Here is a 15,321-nt window from a genome sequence, read left to right on the forward strand (position 1 = left end):
GAACGTGCCGGCCTTATCGCTGGCAAGCCAGCTCCCACAGGTCCTTCTAAAGGTATGAAAGCTGCGACTAGCCGCGACGATCCAGGAGATTGACCACCACCCGATCCACCCAGCCCCAGATCCGCTGCTTCACCCGCCGCCACAGTGGCCGTTTCCGCCATTCCTCCAGACTCACCTGCTGACTCAGGCCGAAGTCCTTCTCGAAACTCGCCGCCACCGCTGCCGTCAATGACGGGTCCAGCGCTTCCAGATTCGCCTCAAGGTTGAAGCGCAGATTCCAGTGATCGAAATTGCATGAGCCGATGCTGACCCAATCGTCCACCAGCACCATTTTCAGGTGCAGGAAACACGGCTGGTATTCGTAGATTTTCACCCCGGCCTTGAGCAGGCGCGGGTAGTAGCGATGCCCCGCGTAGCGCACCGACGGATGATCGGTGCGCGGCCCGGTCAGCAGCAGGCGCACGTCGAGGCCACGGGCAGCGGCCTTGCGCAGGGAGCGGCGGATTTTCCAGGTCGGCAGGAAATACGGCGTCGCCAGCCAGATCCGCTGCTGGCCGCTGTTCAGTGCACGGAACAACGATTGCAGAATGTCGCGATGCTGGCGGGCGTCGGCGTAAGCCACGCGGCCCATGCCCTCGCCCGTGTCCGGCACACGCGGTAGCCGTGGCAAGCCGAAATGCGCGTTGGGCCGCCAAGCCCGGCGATGGCGGTTGGCGATCCATTGGCGGTCGAACAGCAACTGCCAGTCGAGCACCAGCGGGCCGGTGATTTCCACCATGACCTCGTGCCATTCGCTGGTGTCGTGGCCCGGCGTCCAGAATTCATCGGTGACCCCGGTGCCGCCGACCACCGCCAGACGCTGGTCGACCAGCAACAGCTTGCGATGATCGCGATAGAAATTGCCGACCCAGCGCCGCCAGTTCAGCCGGTTGTAAAAACGCAGCTCGACCCCGGCCCCGGTCAGCCGCCGGCGCAACGTGAGGGTGAACGCGAGGCTGCCGTAATCGTCGAACAGGCAGCGCACCCGCACGCCCCGCTCCGCCGCCAGTACCAACGCCTGCACGATGGTTTCGGCACAGGCACCGGCCTCCACCAGATACAGCTCCAGTTCGATCTGCTCGCGGGCGCGGGCAATCTCGTCGAGCATGCGCGGGAAGAATTGCGGGCCGTCGATCAACAGCTCGAAGCGGTTGCCATCACGCCACGGAAACACCGCGCCGCGCATGTCAGCGCGCCGTGAAGATCAGCACCGCACCCACCGGCACCGACAGACTGATGGCCGACAGGCCGGCCATGTTGCGCAGGCTTTCCAGGCCCGGCAGCAGATCGAAATCCTCGGCGCTGATCACCAGCGGCTCCAGCGTCACCACTTGAAAGCGTCGGTCATCGAGACGCGTGGCGAGCAGTTCGGCGGGGTATTCGTGCTGTTTGCCGTGCAGGTTGACGGTCAGCGGCAGGCGCAATTCAAGCTGCGCGCCGGGGGCCAGATCGTTGATCGGGCGCAGGTCGATTTGCGTAGTGATGGTCGCTTCGGGGAATTGCTCGATCTGGAACAACTCCTTGCGCATGCGCTCGTCGCGCAGCGGGATGCCGCTGTTGATCGAATCCAGTTCGACTTCGACCACGGCGCGGCCATCGGGATCGACTTTGCCGTGCAGCACCAGAAAGCGCTGCACTTCGGACACGTTGGCGTTTTTCGTGCTGACGAACGACAGCCGCGACGACTCGCCGTCCAGATACCAGTTGGCCTGGGCCGGCAGCGCAGCGGCGCCCAGCAGCAGGCCGGCGAAGGCGTTGCACAGAGAACGGTTGAACATTGAAGACTCGTGGGGCCGATAAACCTGCACGAACCTTAACTGGCCGTGGCGTTATTGCAAACTGTCAGTCTCTGCAAACACTCAGGCCAGTGCCTGCTGCACCTCGCCGATGGTCGACGCGAGGCTGTTGAGGTGCAGGCTCAGCACCCGCTCCACCGGCGCCTGATCCATCGGCCAGTGCAGCGCCATGCTGCCGACCAGCCGCCCTTGGGCACGGATCGGCAACGCCACCGCACGAATCAGGAACGGCAGGCGCACCGGGTATTCCCAATAGCCTTCGGTGCGCTGGCCGAAGCCCTGATGCAAGGCTTGTTCGGTGGCCTGCAACACACCGTCATCCGCCAGTTGTTCGCGTTCGGCCAGACGCTTAACGTCCTGGCTGTCGAGTTCGCCAAGGCACGCGCGGCCCATCGCCGAATGAAACAGGCTGGCGTGATGGCCGACGATCTGACAGTTGTTCGGATAGCGTTTGCGCAGCACTTGCGGGATCGCGCTTTCCATGACTTCGACCCGCTCGCCGTCGAAGCACGACAGATCCGCCACCAGCCCGGTGCGTTCGCTGAGTTCCAGCAGCATCGGCGCGGCGCTTTCCACCAGGTGGCGCTTGAAACGTTGCTGACGATCACCGAACAGCCGTTTGGCGCACAACCGGTAGCGACGGTCGCTGAGGCCGCGATAGATCCAGCCCTGCTCCTGCAAGGTCGCGAGCATCCGCGACACCGTGGCCTTGGGCAGAGTCGTCAGGTAGTGCAATTCCTCCAGCCCCAGCGCCTGATGCTCGCCGAGCAACTCGACGATGGCCAGCGCCCGTTCGACCGAGCGCACGCTGCCGGTGTCTGCCTTGCTGCCCATGTGTTCGACCTCCATGGATACGGATGAAAGATCACTTCGTGCAGCAAGATGCGGGCCGCTCAGGCCGATTGCAGGCATGCCGGCGGTCGCCGTTCGACCCAGCGGGTCAGCTGTTCATGGGCGTAGGCCAGTTGCAATACCGCCCGATCCGCCTGGGCCGGGCCGATGATTTGCAGGCCCATCGGCAGCCCGGCCGGGTTGAAACCCACCGGCACGCTGATGCTCGGCAACCCCGCCAGGGTCGGGCCGATCACCACCTCCATCCAGCGGTGATAGGTGTCCATGGTTTGCCCGCCGACGACTCGCGGCCACGGCTGCTGTGCATCAAAAGGGAACACCTGGGCGGTGGGCAACAGCAGGAAATCGTAACGTTCGAACAACTCGCTCAACGCGCGATACCACTCGCTGCGTGCCACCGACGCCTGATAGACCTCGGCAGCGGTCAGACGCAGACCGCCCTCGATTTCCCATTGCGCTTCGGGTTTGAGCAGCGCCCGTTTTTGCGGGTCGGCATAGGCCGCGCCGAGGCTGCCCTGCACCAGAAAATGCCGGTGGGTGAGCCAGGTCTGCCACAGGCGTTCCATGGAGAAGTCCGGCTGGCAGGCCTCGACCTGACAGCCCAGCGCACTGAAATCCGCCAGCGCCGATTCGCACAGGCTCAACACGCCATCGTCCATCGGAAGATAGCCGTTGTAATCGCCGAGCCAGCCGAGGCGCAGACCGCTGCAGTCCTGTTGCAGATCCAGCCCGAAATCCCGTGGCTCATCGGCCAGCGACAGCGGCACGCGCGGATCGTAGCCGGCCTGGGTCGAAAGCAATCGCGCGACGTCGGTGACCGTGCGCCCCATCGGGCCTTCGGTGGCCAGTTGCTGGACGAACATTTCCGGCATCGGGCCATGGGGCACGCGGCCTTGGGACGGGCGGAAGCCGAACACGTTGTTGAACGCCGCCGGGTTGCGCAGCGATCCCATCATGTCGCTGCCGTCGGCCACCGGCAGCAGACGCAGGGCCAGCGCCACCGCCGCTCCGCCGCTGCTGCCGCCGGCGATCAGGCCCGGATCGTAGGCGTTGGTGGTGGTGCCGAACACGCTGTTGTAGGTCTGCGAGCCGAGGCCGAATTCCGGTACGTTGCTTTTGCCGATGATGATCGCGCCGCAGGCGCGCACCCGCGCCACGCTGATCGCATCGTGCTGCGGCACTTGCTCGGCGAACAGCGGCGAGCCGAGGGTCGTGCGCAATCCGGCGGTGGCCGCCAGGTCTTTGATGGCCTGGGGCATGCCGTGCATCCAGCCCCGGGATTCGCCGCGATCCAGTTGTCGGTCGCACTCATCGGCTTCGCTTAACAACACGTCCTGAGGGCGCAGCGAGACCAGCGCATTGACCGCCGGATTGAAGCGGTCGATGTGCGTCAGATACGCCTGCATCACCTCGCGGCACGACACCTTGCGGGCATGAATCGCCCGGGACAGCGCATCGGCGTCGAGGGCGACAATCGGATCAATGGCTAACGGACTCACGGTTTCACTCCCAGGTTGAGCGCAACGGATTTCTTCGCGCGTGGTGCCTCCTGCAAACAGTAAGTACCGAGCAGGGTCAGCAGGCAAGCGAACAAGACATAGAACGACGGCGCCACCGGGGTGTTCAGAACTTTACTCAGCCAGGTGACGATCAGCGGCGCGAAACCACCGAACACCATTACCGCCACGTTGTAGGCCACCGACACGCCGGTGGAGCGCACTTCAATCGGGAACTGCTCGGCCAGCGCCGTCGGAGCCGGACCGAAGAACCCGCCAATCGCCGTGCACAGCAGCAGTTGCATCACCAGCAGGCGCTCGATCGAAGGCGCCGCCGCGACCCACACATACAGCGGATAGACCATGACGAAAAACGCCAAAGTGAAGGCCATCAGCACCGGCCGCCGACCGAGGCGATCCGACAGTGCGCCGGAGAATGGAATCACCACGGTCATCAACCCTACCGCAAGCATCTGCACCAGCAACACCTGATCCAGCGGCAGGCCGAGATTCTTGTGGGCGAAGGTCGGCATGTTCACCAGCACCACGTAGAACGACACCGTCGCCCCGCATGCCAGGCCCATCGACACCAGCAGGCTGCGGCGATGTTCGCGCAGTACCTGCCACAGGCCGGGGGCTGCGCCTTTCGCTTTCTTGCGCGCTTCGAGAAATTCTTCCGGCTCTTCCATGTGCTTGCGAATCCACAGGCCCACCGGGCCGATCAACAGGCCGAGCACGAACGGAATCCGCCAGCCCCAACTGTCCAGCGCCTCAGGGGAAAACAGGTGCGTGACCAGCGCCACCATCGCCGCGCCGCTGAACACCGCCAGGCATTGCCCGACCAGTTGCCACGATCCGTACAAGCCCTTGCGATGGGCCGGCGCGCTCTCCACCAGAAACGCCGTGGCGCTGGCGTATTCGCCGCCCGTGGCAAAGCCCTGAAGCATCCGCGCCACCACGATCAGCAACGGCGCGCCCATGCCGATGGCGGCGTGGTTCGGCGCGAACGCGATCAGGGCGATGGACACGGTCATCAGGCGGATGATCATCTGCATCGCGGCTTTGCGACCTTTGCGGTCGGAATAAATGCCGAGCAGGATGCCGCCCACCGGGCGCATGAAAAAGCCGACGCCGAAAGTTGCCAGCGCCATCAGCAGCGAAGCGTAGTCGTCGTCGGACGGGAAAAACTGGCGGGCGATGATGCTCGCCAGAAAGCCGTAAACGATGAAGTCGTACCATTCCAGGGCGTTGCCGATGACGGCGGCGACCACTTGCCGGGTGCGCGAAACGCCTGCGTTCGAAGTCTGCATGGGGATTCTCCAGAAGCTGTGGGTTGACCACGCAGGCAGGTGCGCACCTGCGTTCCAGCGGCAGCAAAAAGTGAAGAAATCAGGCCGGCTTGAGCCAGCTCTCGGTGAGCGCGCCCCAATACGCCGCGCCGGTCAGCAGAATGTCATCGTTAAAATCGTAGGCCGGGTTATGCACCATCGGCCGCGCCACGCCGTTGCCGATGAACAGGTACGCGCCGGGGCAGCGCTGGAGCATCCAGGCGAAGTCCTCGCTGCCCATCAGTTTGGGTGTGTTGCCATCGACGGCGTCGGCGCCGACCAGTTCGACGCCGACCTGACGGGCGAACTCGTTTTCGGCGGCGTGGTTGACCAGCACCGGGTAGGCCGGGCGATGTTCGATGGTCGAGGTACAGCCGAAGCTTTCGGCCTGGGCTTCGATGATCGAGCGCACGCGGTTCAGGGTCTGTTCGCGAACCTCGGCATTCAGCGCACGCAGGCTCAGGCGCAGGATCGCCTGTTGCGGAATCACGTTCGCCGCTTCGCCGGCCAGCAATGCGCCGACCGTCACCACCGCTGCCTGCTGCGCGTCGATGTTGCGCGCGACCACGGTTTGCAAAGCCATCACCACACTGGCCGCAGCGACCAACGGATCCACCGCCAGATGCGGCATCGAGCCGTGGCCGCCGACGCCTTCAATCGTCACCGTGAGCAGATCCTGCGAAGCCATCATCGGCCCTTCGCGAAAGCCCAGATGCCCCGCCGGCAGGCCCGGCATGTTGTGCATGCCGAACAGTGCATCGCACGGAAAGCGTTCGAGCAGGCCATCGGCGAGCATCGCTTCCGCCCCGCCCTGGCCCTCTTCGGCGGGCTGGAAAATCAGCGTCAGGGTGCCGTCGAACTGGCGGGTCGCGGCCAGATAACGCGCCGCACCGAGCAGCATCGCGGTGTGCCCGTCATGCCCGCAGGCGTGCATGCAGCCTTGATGCCGGCTGCTGTAGGCGACACCGGTGTTCTCGATGATCGGCAGCGCATCCATGTCGGCCCGCAACCCGAGTTTGCGTGTGCTGCTGCCGTTGCGCAGCACGCCGACCACGCCAGTCTTGCCGACGCCGGTGTGGACCTCATAGCCCCACTCTTCGAGCGACCGGGCGACCAGCGCCGAGGTGCGGCTTTCTTCGAAACCGAGTTCAGGGTGGGCGTGAATGTCTTGGCGGGTGGCGTGCAGGTCGCTGGCCACGTCGTTGAGCCAGGCCAGAATGTGCTGATGTCGGGGCATGACGGTTCTCCTCGCGCGGGTGTTCCCGGTCTTTTTGTTCGGTGTTGTTTCACGACACGTGAACGGCAGGTCGTGCTCACCGCCAGATAACCGCGAGACACGCGAGAGGACAATCGAATGTGGTTCCACAGGGTGGAACCGGATCAGGGTTGCAGGCGACAGCCCTGGCGTTCGCCTTGCCACCGGGCGCTGTTGCTGCGTCCCAGCCCGCTGGCGGTGACTAGTTTTTGCGTGCGGTCATCGGTCAGTTCGCTGGGCAGCCACTGCTTCACGTAGCCCCGGCAATATTCGGCGTCGTTGTTCATGACGTAACGGCACGAACAATATTCCTTGGCGGTGTAGGCGCTGATGATGTCCGGGAAGGCCCACAGGTTTTCGCGCTCGTGCCAGCCCCAACCCAGCAGCAGGACCAACAGCACCAGCAGGATGCGTCTGAACAGTTTCATGGCCGCACCGCCCCGAGCACACGCTTGAGCAATTCGTTGTGGCGATAGCTGCCATCGCGGTCATCGGCGTAGCGCACGATCACCAGTTTCTCACTCGGGATCACGTACAGCGCCTGACCCCAGTGGCCGAGAGCGACGAAGGTGTCGGGTGGTGCGTCGGACCATGGCGAGGCGGCGCCGTCTGCCGGGCGATTGAGCCACCACTGGCCGCCGGGCACGGCTTCGTCCTGATGGGCCTTGTAGCCGGCGAAGGGTTGTCGGTTGAAGGCGACCCAGTCTTTGGGCAGCAACTGCCGGTCGTTCCAGCGTCCGTCCCGTTCCATCAGCAGGCCGATTCGCGCCAGATCCCGGGCCGTCATATAGGCGTATGAAGAGGCGACGAACGTGCCCGTCGCGTCGGTTTCCCATGTGGCATGGCGGATGCCCAAAGGATCGAAAAGCGCTGTCCACGGATAGTCGGGATAACGCTGCGGACCGACGATGGTTTTCAGCGCCGCCGCCAACAGATTGCTGTCGCCGCTGGAATAGCGGAACGCCTGCCCCGCTGGCGCGTAGCTGTCGTGATCGGCGGTGAAGGCGGCCATGTCGCGGTGGCCACGGGTGTAGAGCATCGCCACCACCGAGGATTTCAGCGGGGCGTATTCGTAGTCTTCCTGCCAGTCGATGCCCGAGGCCCAGTGCAGCAGATCCTTGAGGGTAATGGCCGGGTGTTTTTCCAGCGCCGGATAAAACTTCGCGGCCGGATCATCGAGCTTGAACAGGCCTTCGCCGTACGCCACGCCGAGCACCGCGGCCATCAGGCTTTTGCTGATCGACCAGGTCAGGTGCGGAGTGTCGGCGGTGGTCGCGGCGGCGTAGCGTTCGTAGATGAGCTGGCCGTCACGGATCACCAGCAAGGCGTCGGTGCGGATGCCTTTTCGGGTGCTGTCATCGCGGGTCGGGAAGGCGTAGGCCTCCAATGCATCGACGGCCGGGCTGGTGAGTTTCGGGCCGGTCGACCACTGCTCGCCCGGCCATTGTTCGGCCTGAACCGTGAAGCTGATCAGCAGCAGAAACAGGGACAGGCCTTTGAACATGGTGAGGGCTCTGGAGATGAACCTGACAAGACTAGCCGGGGTTCATGACAGAAGTGTTTTGGTTAGCCGCCAACGCCTTGGCCAGTCGTTTGGCCCGCGCGCCAGCCGCCAGTTGCATGACCGATTGATCGCGCTGCCACATCGTCGCCCACTCGGGATTGCCGTCACGCAGTGCCTGATCGACTTCCTCTTTAAGCCCGTCGAACTGCGCAAACAAACCACCGAGCAACACATGCCCGGCGGGATTGTTCGGCGGCTGGCGACTCACTTCCGCGCAACCGGCCAACAGCGCCAGCAAGCGCAATTGCAGCGGCTGCGGCCAGCCGCTGTCCTGAGCGACGCCGTACAGCCACGCGGTCATCGCGCTCAACACGTAAACGTCTTCAAGGGTGCGGAACGGTTTGACGTAGGCATCCCAACCGTCCCCGGCGAGCAGCTCACACAACGCATCATCGAGATGCAGCCGACCATGGCTGATGTCCGGCATCAGCGGCAGCGCCGGGAGTTTTTCCACCCGCACGCCGGGTTCGCCGGGGTACACCACCGCCAGGCTCAGGCGCGGTGATTCGCCGGGTTGTTCACTGCGCGCGGCGATCAGCAGCCAGTCCGCCGCATCGCCGGCGGTGACGAAATCCTTTTGCCCGGTGAGGCGCAGATCCGTGAGCCGGGTCTGCATGTCCGCCGGGCGCAGGCTGCGCTGCTCGGTCGCGCACATCGCACCGAGGCTCGGCGGCGCGCTCGGCCAGAGCATGCGCAACGCCGCCTGATAACCCACCAGAAACGCCAGCCCCGGCGTCGCCATCCGCCGCCCTCCCGCCACCGCCAGTTCGAACGGCGTCACGCTGCCCAGTTGCTGCAGCAACGTGGCGAAGCCCTCCGCCAGATCGGCAATGGCGGGCAGGCGTTCGCGGCATTCCAGCAGGGTCGACCAGGTCATCAGAGGCTCCTCGTGGGCTGTCATATAAGCATCACCAAACATTCATGGCGATGACACCGGGGCTACATAGCCTGACTTTGCACAACACGGCTGCATAAAGAAAGTCGATCGGCTGCAACCCATGACGGGTTAAAGGCCCGTACGGAGATTCACATGACTCAGATCGCCCGCATCAGCGACACCGGCAATGAACGCCGCCTGCAAGCCGAACGCCTGATCGGCGCCGAGGCCTTGCAGCAAGCCCAGGCCTTGCGCTTCAACGTGTTCAGCGGCGAGTTCAACGCCAAGCTGAATGGCGCGGAGCTGGGTCTGGACATGGATGACTATGATGTTCACTGCAGCCACATCGGCGTGCGTGACCTGAACACCGGCCGCCTGGTGGCGACCACCCGTTTGCTCGATCACACCGCCGCCAGCAGCCTGGGCAAGTTCTACAGCGAAGAAGAATTCAGCCTGCACGGCCTCGCCGGCCTGCAAGGTCCGATCCTGGAAATCGGTCGCACCTGCGTCGACCCGGCCTACCGCAACGGCGGCACCATCGCCGTGCTTTGGGGCGAACTGGCCGAAGTGCTGAATCAGGGGGGCTACAGCTATCTGATGGGCTGCGCGAGCATCCCGATGCAGGACGGCGGCGTGCAGGCCCACGCGATCATGCAGCGCCTGCGCGAGCGTTATCTGTGCACCGAACACCTGCGCGCCGAACCGAAGAATCCGCTGCCGAGCCTCGACATTCCGTCGAACGTGATCGCCGAAATGCCGCCGCTGCTCAAGGCCTACATGCGTCTTGGCGCGAAGATCTGTGGCGAGCCGTGCTGGGACGAAGATTTCCAGGTCGCCGACGTGTTCATCCTGCTCAAGCGCGACGAACTCTGCCCGCGCTACGCCAAGCACTTCAAGGCGGCTGTGTAATGAGCCGGCTGCGGGTGTACGCGCGGATCGCGCGAGTGCTGCTGGTGGTGACGCTGGGTCTGAGCATGGCCAGTGTCTTCGGGGTGTTCGAGCGTTTGGGCCTGGCCCATTCGATGGAGCGTCGGCAGCGCTGGTCGCGGTTTTTCATGGCGCGTTTGAGCAATGCCCTGCCCTTTCGCGTGACCGTTCACGGCGAGCTGCCGAAACAGCCGATGCTGTGGGTCAGCAACCATGTGTCGTGGACCGACATTCCGCTGCTCGGCATGCTCACGCCGCTGTCGTTTCTGTCCAAGGCCGAAGTGCGCACCTGGCCGGTGGCCGGTTGGCTGGCGGCGAAGGCCGGCAGCCTGTTCATCCGTCGCGGTTCGGGCGACAGCCAGTTGATCCGCAAGCAGATGACCCGTCACCTGCAAACCGATCATCCGCTGCTGATGTTCCCGGAAGGCACCACCACCGACGGCCGTTCGCTGCGTACCTTTCATGGTCGCCTGCTGTCGGCGGCAATCGATTCCGAGGTGAAGCTGCAACCGGTGGCGATCCGTTATCTGCGCGAGGGCAAGATCGATTCGCTGGCGCCGTTCATTGGTGACGATGATCTGCTGTCGCACCTGATGCGCCTGTTCAGCAATGACTGCGGCGATGTCGAAATCCATCTGCTCAAGCCGATTGCCTGCCAGGGCCGGGAACGCGCGGCACTGGCGTTCGAGGCGCAGCAGGCGGTGCAGAAAGCCTTGTTCGGCGATGTGGTCAAACCGGTCGAAGCACAACATGCCCGCGATCTGATCGCGGCCTGATCGGCGACTTCTGCCTACAGCTGCCGGCCGGCAAAGTCCTGCAGCTGTGGGTAGAACAAACGAAAGTCCTCGCTCAACGGTTCGTACAACCGGCGCAATTCCTCCATCGCCCCCGCCAGTTCTTCGGGCCGGGTCAGGCGTCGGGAGATGCCGCGCAACACCTGCTCCAGCACTTCGAACTCCTGATACGAGCCCAACCAGTCATTGGCCACCATGTGCGGGGCGATCCTCGCCAGGCGCTCGGGCAATTGCCGCTCGCTGGACAGCACGCGGTAGACGTCGGTGGTGAATTGACCGAGCGGCCGGTCGGCGTACTGCGTCCAGTCGCGGGCCAGGCAATGATCGAAAAACACGTCGAGGACGATGCCCGCGTAACGGCGGCGAGTCGTGGAGAACCGCGCCAGTGAGGCGTCCACCAACGGATGGCGATCAGTGAACACGTCGATTTGCCGATGCAGGGCAATCGCCGCTTCGATCTCAGGGTCGAACTGCCCTTGCAGCCGCCCTTTGACGAAATCGCCATACAGACTGCCGAGCAGTTGACCGGGGCGCTGGCCACCGAGGTGTAAATGTGCGAGATAGTTCATGGGCGCAGCTTAGCACCGCGCCCGCGTTTGTTTACACCTCACATATCGTTATAACCCGATATACCGATTTATGCGGTCGTCAGATCAAATTCATATTGGTGTATCGCGAAGTACCGATATAAAGTTCGCCTCATCGCGATATAGCGCTACACACATCACGAGCACCCAGCCATGAACATTGACCTCGACGAAATAATAAAAGCCCTGGCACACCCAGTACGGCGAGACATCCTCAACTGGCTGAAAGACCCGAAAGCCCAGTTTCCGGAACAGATCCACAACCACGAGTACGGCATCTGCGCCGGGCAGATCGATCAACGCTGCGGCCTGTCGCAATCGACCGTTTCCGCCCACCTGGCCACCCTGCAACGGGCCGGGCTGATCAGCAGCCAGAAAGCCGGCCAGTGGCACTTTTTCAAACGCAACGAGGACGTGATCCAGGCGTTCCTCAGCACCCTCAGCAAAGAGCTCTGACCCTTAACGTCAGCCAGCCAAAAGGATCAAACGATGCCCCTCTCGCTACTCATACTCGCCTTGAGCGCCTTCGCCATCGGCACCACCGAGTTCGTCATCATGGGCCTGCTGCCCAATGTGGCGGCCGACCTCGGTGTGTCGATCCCCGGCGCCGGCTGGCTGGTGACCGGCTACGCCCTGGGCGTGGCGATTGGTGCACCGTTCATGGCAATGGCCACTGCAAAACTGCCGCGCAAGGCTGCACTGGTAACGCTGATGGGCATTTTCATTATCGGCAACCTGCTCTGCGCCATCGCCACTGATTACAACGTGCTGATGTTCGCCCGTGTCGTTACAGCCCTCTGCCACGGTGCGTTCTTCGGCATCGGTTCGGTGGTCGCGGCCAACCTGGTGGCGCCGAACAAACGCGCCTCGGCCGTGGCCCTGATGTTCACCGGCCTGACCCTGGCCAACGTGCTGGGCGTACCGCTGGGCACTGCGCTCGGTCAGGAAGCCGGCTGGCGCTCGACCTTCTGGGCAGTGACCGTGATCGGTGTGATCGCGCTGATCGGCCTGATCCGCTTCCTGCCGGCCAAGCGTGACGAAGAAAAACTCGACATGCGCGCCGAACTGGCCGCGCTCAAGGGCGCCGGGATCTGGCTGTCGCTGAGCATGACCGCGCTGTTCGCCGCCTCGGTGTTCACGTTGTTCACCTACGTCGCACCGCTGCTGGGCGATGTCACCGGTGTCTCGCCCCGTGGCGTGACCTGGACCCTGATGCTCATCGGCCTGGGCTTGACCGTCGGCAACATCATTGGCGGCAAACTGGCCGATAAAGGCCTGGCCGCGACGCTGATCGGCGTATTCATCGCGATGGCCGTGACCTCTACCGTACTGACCTGGACCAGCATCGCGCTGATCCCGACCGAAATCACCCTGTTCCTCTGGGCCACCGCGTGTTTCGCCGCCGTGCCGGCCCTGCAAGTGAACGTCGTGACCTACGGCCAGGCCGCACCGAACCTGGTGTCGACCCTGAACATCGGCGCCTTCAACGTCGGCAACGCCCTCGGCGCCTGGGTCGGCGGCAGCGTCATCGCCCACGGCTACGGCCTGACCAGCGTGCCTCTTGCTGCCGCAGCACTCGCGGTCCTGGCACTGCTGGTAACCCTGATCACATTCCGCCAGAACGGCAATCCCGAGCTGGCCACCGCTAACTGATTCACTCACTTACCTCACGAGGGTTGTATCTCATGGCAACAATTTTCGATCCGATCAAACTGGGCGACCTTGAGCTGTCCAACCGCATCATCATGGCGCCGCTGACCCGCTGCCGCGCCGACGAAGGCCGCGTACCCAACGCGCTGATGGCCGAGTACTACGTACAGCGCGCCTCGGCCGGCCTGATCCTCAGCGAAGCCACCTCGGTGACCCCGATGGGCGTCGGCTACCCGGACACCCCGGGCATCTGGTCCAACGATCAGGTGCGCGGCTGGACCAACGTGACCAAAGCCGTTCACGCCGCCGGCGGCAAGATCGTCCTGCAACTGTGGCACGTCGGCCGGATCTCCCACCCGTCGTACCTGAACGGCGAAACGCCGGTTGCACCGAGCGCCATCCAGCCAAAAGGCCATGTCAGCCTGGTTCGCCCGCTGGCCGACTATCCAACCCCGCGCGCACTGGAAACCGCTGAAATCGCCGACATCGTCGACGCTTACCGCGTCGGTGCAGAGAACGCCAAGGCAGCCGGTTTCGACGGCGTGGAAATCCACGGCGCCAACGGCTACCTGCTCGACCAGTTCCTGCAAAGCAGCACCAACCAGCGCACCGACAACTACGGCGGCTCCCTGGAAAACCGCGCCCGCCTGCTGCTGGAAGTGACCGACGCCGCGATCGAAGTCTGGGGCGCCGGCCGTGTCGGCGTACACCTGGCACCACGCGCCGACTCCCATGACATGGGCGACGACAACCTGGCCGAAACCTTCACCTACGTGGCCCGCGAGCTGGGCAAGCGTGGCATCGCCTTCATCTGCTCCCGCGAGAAAGAAGGTGCCGACAGCCTCGGCCCACAACTGAAAGAAGCCTTCGGCGGCGCGTACATCGCCAACGAACGCTTCACCAAGGACAGCGCCAACGCGTGGCTGGCCGAGGGCAAGGCTGACGCCGTGGCATTCGGCATCCCGTTCATTGCCAACCCGGACCTGCCGGCTCGTTTGAAGGCGGATGCGCCGCTGAACGAACCGCACCCGGAAACCTTCTACGGCAAAGGCGCGGTCGGCTACCTCGACTACCCGACGCTGTAAGCCGCACCGCAGAAACACAAAAGCCCCCGACTCGCGAGAGTCGGGGGCTTTTTATTGATCGCCGGGTGGGCGAGCCGCTCACATTCGTTCACAGGCTCGACACAAAATCCCTACAAAATACGTAGCTCGCTACATATCAACCCGTGCCGCAGAGGTATATAAAAGCATCCCGTTGCAGCGGGGCGAGTGAACAGGGATCTTCACCCTCCTCCGTCATTGACACAAACTGATCCAATAACGAATTTTGTTTCATTTGCGCAGGCTGGGGCTCAGGCGCAGCATGTCCAGCCCGGTATCGACCCAGCGCTCGGCCTCGGCGTACAGTTCGAAGCTGTCCGGCGCCAGTAGCCATCCATAAAGGAGGCCGTCGATATAGGCGTGAATGCTGATGGCTGCCCGGGCAGTGTCGAGGTCTGCCGGCAACTGCCCACGATTGACCGCATTACTCAATGTCAGCGCGATCCGCACATTGCAATCGAGGCTGGCGGTCCGGCGCTGTTGGCGCAGATCGCACATTTCATCGGTGAACTCGCACTTATGAAACAGAATTTCGTTGATACGCCGGGTCTTCGGGTCCAGCGCAACTTGATGAAACAAATGAATGAGCAATTGGCGCATGCAGCCCAGCGGGTCGGGCTCGTCTTCGCTTTCGCTGGCCTTGGCCAGTTCGTCCAGCGGCTCATGCAGGGTATCGAGCATGGCTTGCAACAGATCGGCCTTGTTGCTGAAGTGCCAATAGATCGCACCGCGCGTCACCCCGGCCAGAGTCGCGATATCCGACAGGGTCGTGCGAGCCACGCCCCGCTCATAGAAGGCTTTTTCGGCCGCTTCGAGAATCTGGCTGCGCGTTTCCTGAGCTTCCTCTTTGGTACGACGAACCATGGCAGTAAAACCTCAAACAGGATGTTTCAGGGATGGCTGAATATCCGCTGAATAAAAAAGGGTCGATCTCTCGCGGATCGGCTCCCCGGCCTACAATTTCAGACCTTGCGACGACTTTTGTAACAGGGTGGATACGACGCCAAGGTGTTTACAAACAACCATGAACGTAAGTATATTCCTTAGCAAGCT

16 protein-coding genes are annotated in these 15,321 nt (G+C 63.4%); 5 read left to right on the forward strand and 11 right to left on the reverse strand.

The features are described 5' to 3' along the window. Window positions 1-67: 67 nt before the first annotated feature. From GQX66_RS19890 to GQX66_RS19930, 9 genes are all read right to left on the reverse strand, one after another. Window positions 68-1,225, reverse strand: coding sequence for a phosphatidylserine/phosphatidylglycerophosphate/cardiolipin synthase family protein (locus GQX66_RS19890; protein WP_236191642.1), 1,158 nt, complete (start codon window positions 1,223-1,225; stop codon window positions 68-70). Between the two features lies 1 nt (window position 1,226). Next, on the reverse strand, window positions 1,227-1,817 hold the full coding sequence (locus GQX66_RS19895) for a YceI family protein (protein ID WP_085605441.1): 591 nt from the start codon (window positions 1,815-1,817) through the stop codon (window positions 1,227-1,229). 81 nt (window positions 1,818-1,898) lie between these two features. Further along, window positions 1,899-2,669 (reverse strand): helix-turn-helix domain-containing protein, encoded by a 771-nt coding sequence (locus GQX66_RS19900; RefSeq protein ID WP_085748215.1) that lies wholly within the window; start codon window positions 2,667-2,669, stop codon window positions 1,899-1,901. 59 nt (window positions 2,670-2,728) lie between these two features. After that, on the reverse strand, window positions 2,729-4,186 hold the full coding sequence (locus GQX66_RS19905) for an amidase (protein WP_240870851.1): 1,458 nt from the start codon (window positions 4,184-4,186) through the stop codon (window positions 2,729-2,731). Beyond that, a complete protein-coding gene (locus GQX66_RS19910; RefSeq protein WP_240870855.1) occupies window positions 4,183-5,493 on the reverse strand; it encodes a citrate-proton symporter in 1,311 nt (436 codons plus the stop codon). The genes GQX66_RS19905 and GQX66_RS19910 overlap by 4 nt, the downstream gene beginning before the upstream one ends. Before the next feature lie 79 nt (window positions 5,494-5,572). Further along, on the reverse strand, window positions 5,573-6,748 hold the full coding sequence (locus GQX66_RS19915; RefSeq protein ID WP_102718194.1) for a M20 aminoacylase family protein: 1,176 nt from the start codon (window positions 6,746-6,748) through the stop codon (window positions 5,573-5,575). Window positions 6,749-6,891: 143 nt separating this feature from the next. After that, on the reverse strand, window positions 6,892-7,194 hold the full coding sequence (locus GQX66_RS19920) for an amidase (protein WP_134022684.1): 303 nt from the start codon (window positions 7,192-7,194) through the stop codon (window positions 6,892-6,894). Beyond that, window positions 7,191-8,270, reverse strand: a complete 1,080-nt coding sequence (locus GQX66_RS19925; RefSeq protein WP_085748210.1) for a serine hydrolase — start codon at window positions 8,268-8,270, stop codon at window positions 7,191-7,193. Before GQX66_RS19925 ends, GQX66_RS19920 begins: the two co-directional genes overlap by 4 nt. Window positions 8,271-8,301: 31 nt before the next feature. Beyond that, entirely contained in the window at window positions 8,302-9,207 is a 906-nt protein-coding gene (locus GQX66_RS19930; RefSeq protein ID WP_085748209.1) for an acyl-CoA dehydrogenase family protein, read from the reverse strand. A gap of 153 nt (window positions 9,208-9,360) precedes the next feature. Here GQX66_RS19930 and olsB point away from each other — a divergent pair, with 153 nt between their 5' ends. Next, window positions 9,361-10,116 (forward strand): L-ornithine N(alpha)-acyltransferase, encoded by a 756-nt coding sequence (gene olsB / locus GQX66_RS19935; protein ID WP_007957877.1) that lies wholly within the window; start codon window positions 9,361-9,363, stop codon window positions 10,114-10,116. Beyond that, complete coding sequence (locus GQX66_RS19940) at window positions 10,116-10,910, forward strand: lysophospholipid acyltransferase family protein (RefSeq protein ID WP_085748208.1); 795 nt, start codon at window positions 10,116-10,118, stop codon at window positions 10,908-10,910. Before olsB ends, GQX66_RS19940 begins: the two co-directional genes overlap by 1 nt. 14 nt (window positions 10,911-10,924) lie before the next feature. On the opposite strand, the gene GQX66_RS19945 is transcribed toward GQX66_RS19940, so the two are convergent. Next, window positions 10,925-11,497, reverse strand: coding sequence for an ACP phosphodiesterase (locus tag GQX66_RS19945; RefSeq protein WP_064382979.1), 573 nt, complete (start codon window positions 11,495-11,497; stop codon window positions 10,925-10,927). Window positions 11,498-11,668: 171 nt separating this feature from the next. On the opposite strand from GQX66_RS19945, the gene GQX66_RS19950 reads away from it, so the two are divergent. From GQX66_RS19950 to GQX66_RS19960, 3 genes are read left to right on the forward strand one after another with little or no spacing between them, the layout of a single operon-like run. Beyond that, entirely contained in the window at window positions 11,669-11,971 is a 303-nt protein-coding gene (locus tag GQX66_RS19950) for a helix-turn-helix transcriptional regulator (protein ID WP_007957866.1), read from the forward strand. Window positions 11,972-12,004: 33 nt separating this feature from the next. Then, complete coding sequence (locus GQX66_RS19955; RefSeq protein WP_011332833.1) at window positions 12,005-13,168, forward strand: MFS transporter; 1,164 nt, start codon at window positions 12,005-12,007, stop codon at window positions 13,166-13,168. A 32-nt stretch (window positions 13,169-13,200) separates the two neighbouring features. After that, a complete protein-coding gene (locus GQX66_RS19960) occupies window positions 13,201-14,250 on the forward strand; it encodes an alkene reductase (RefSeq protein WP_011332832.1) in 1,050 nt (349 codons plus the stop codon). 249 nt (window positions 14,251-14,499) lie between these two features. Here GQX66_RS19960 and emhR read toward each other — a convergent pair whose 3' ends face one another. After that, on the reverse strand, window positions 14,500-15,132 hold the full coding sequence (emhR, locus tag GQX66_RS19965) for an efflux system transcriptional repressor EmhR (protein ID WP_102718198.1): 633 nt from the start codon (window positions 15,130-15,132) through the stop codon (window positions 14,500-14,502). Window positions 15,133-15,321: the final 189 nt, after the last annotated feature.

Origin of the sequence: Pseudomonas sp. B707, assembly GCF_022496685.1 — a bacterium.
GTDB classification, from domain to species: Bacteria; Pseudomonadota; Gammaproteobacteria; order Pseudomonadales; family Pseudomonadaceae; genus Aquipseudomonas; species Aquipseudomonas paraglycinae.

What these genes read in the sequence shown, in the direction of transcription:
- GQX66_RS19890 (WP_236191642.1), bottom strand. Translation starts at nt 1,225, where the DNA reads ATGCGCGGCGCGGTGTTTCCGTGGCGTGATGGCAACCGCTTCGAGCTG.
- GQX66_RS19895 (WP_085605441.1), bottom strand. Translation starts at nt 1,817, where the DNA reads ATGTTCAACCGTTCTCTGTGCAACGCCTTCGCCGGCCTGCTGCTGGGC.
- GQX66_RS19900 (WP_085748215.1), bottom strand. Translation starts at nt 2,669, where the DNA reads ATGGGCAGCAAGGCAGACACCGGCAGCGTGCGCTCGGTCGAACGGGCG.
- GQX66_RS19910 (WP_240870855.1), bottom strand. Translation starts at nt 5,493, where the DNA reads ATGCAGACTTCGAACGCAGGCGTTTCGCGCACCCGGCAAGTGGTCGCC.
- GQX66_RS19915 (WP_102718194.1), bottom strand. Translation starts at nt 6,748, where the DNA reads ATGCCCCGACATCAGCACATTCTGGCCTGGCTCAACGACGTGGCCAGC.
- GQX66_RS19920 (WP_134022684.1), bottom strand. Translation starts at nt 7,194, where the DNA reads ATGAAACTGTTCAGACGCATCCTGCTGGTGCTGTTGGTCCTGCTGCTG.
- GQX66_RS19925 (WP_085748210.1), bottom strand. Translation starts at nt 8,270, where the DNA reads ATGTTCAAAGGCCTGTCCCTGTTTCTGCTGCTGATCAGCTTCACGGTT.
- GQX66_RS19930 (WP_085748209.1), bottom strand. Translation starts at nt 9,207, where the DNA reads ATGACCTGGTCGACCCTGCTGGAATGCCGCGAACGCCTGCCCGCCATT.
- olsB (WP_007957877.1), top strand. Translation starts at nt 9,361, where the DNA reads ATGACTCAGATCGCCCGCATCAGCGACACCGGCAATGAACGCCGCCTG.
- GQX66_RS19940 (WP_085748208.1), top strand. Translation starts at nt 10,116, where the DNA reads ATGAGCCGGCTGCGGGTGTACGCGCGGATCGCGCGAGTGCTGCTGGTG.
- GQX66_RS19945 (WP_064382979.1), bottom strand. Translation starts at nt 11,497, where the DNA reads ATGAACTATCTCGCACATTTACACCTCGGTGGCCAGCGCCCCGGTCAA.
- GQX66_RS19950 (WP_007957866.1), top strand. Translation starts at nt 11,669, where the DNA reads ATGAACATTGACCTCGACGAAATAATAAAAGCCCTGGCACACCCAGTA.
- GQX66_RS19955 (WP_011332833.1), top strand. Translation starts at nt 12,005, where the DNA reads ATGCCCCTCTCGCTACTCATACTCGCCTTGAGCGCCTTCGCCATCGGC.
- GQX66_RS19960 (WP_011332832.1), top strand. Translation starts at nt 13,201, where the DNA reads ATGGCAACAATTTTCGATCCGATCAAACTGGGCGACCTTGAGCTGTCC.
- emhR (WP_102718198.1), bottom strand. Translation starts at nt 15,132, where the DNA reads ATGGTTCGTCGTACCAAAGAGGAAGCTCAGGAAACGCGCAGCCAGATT.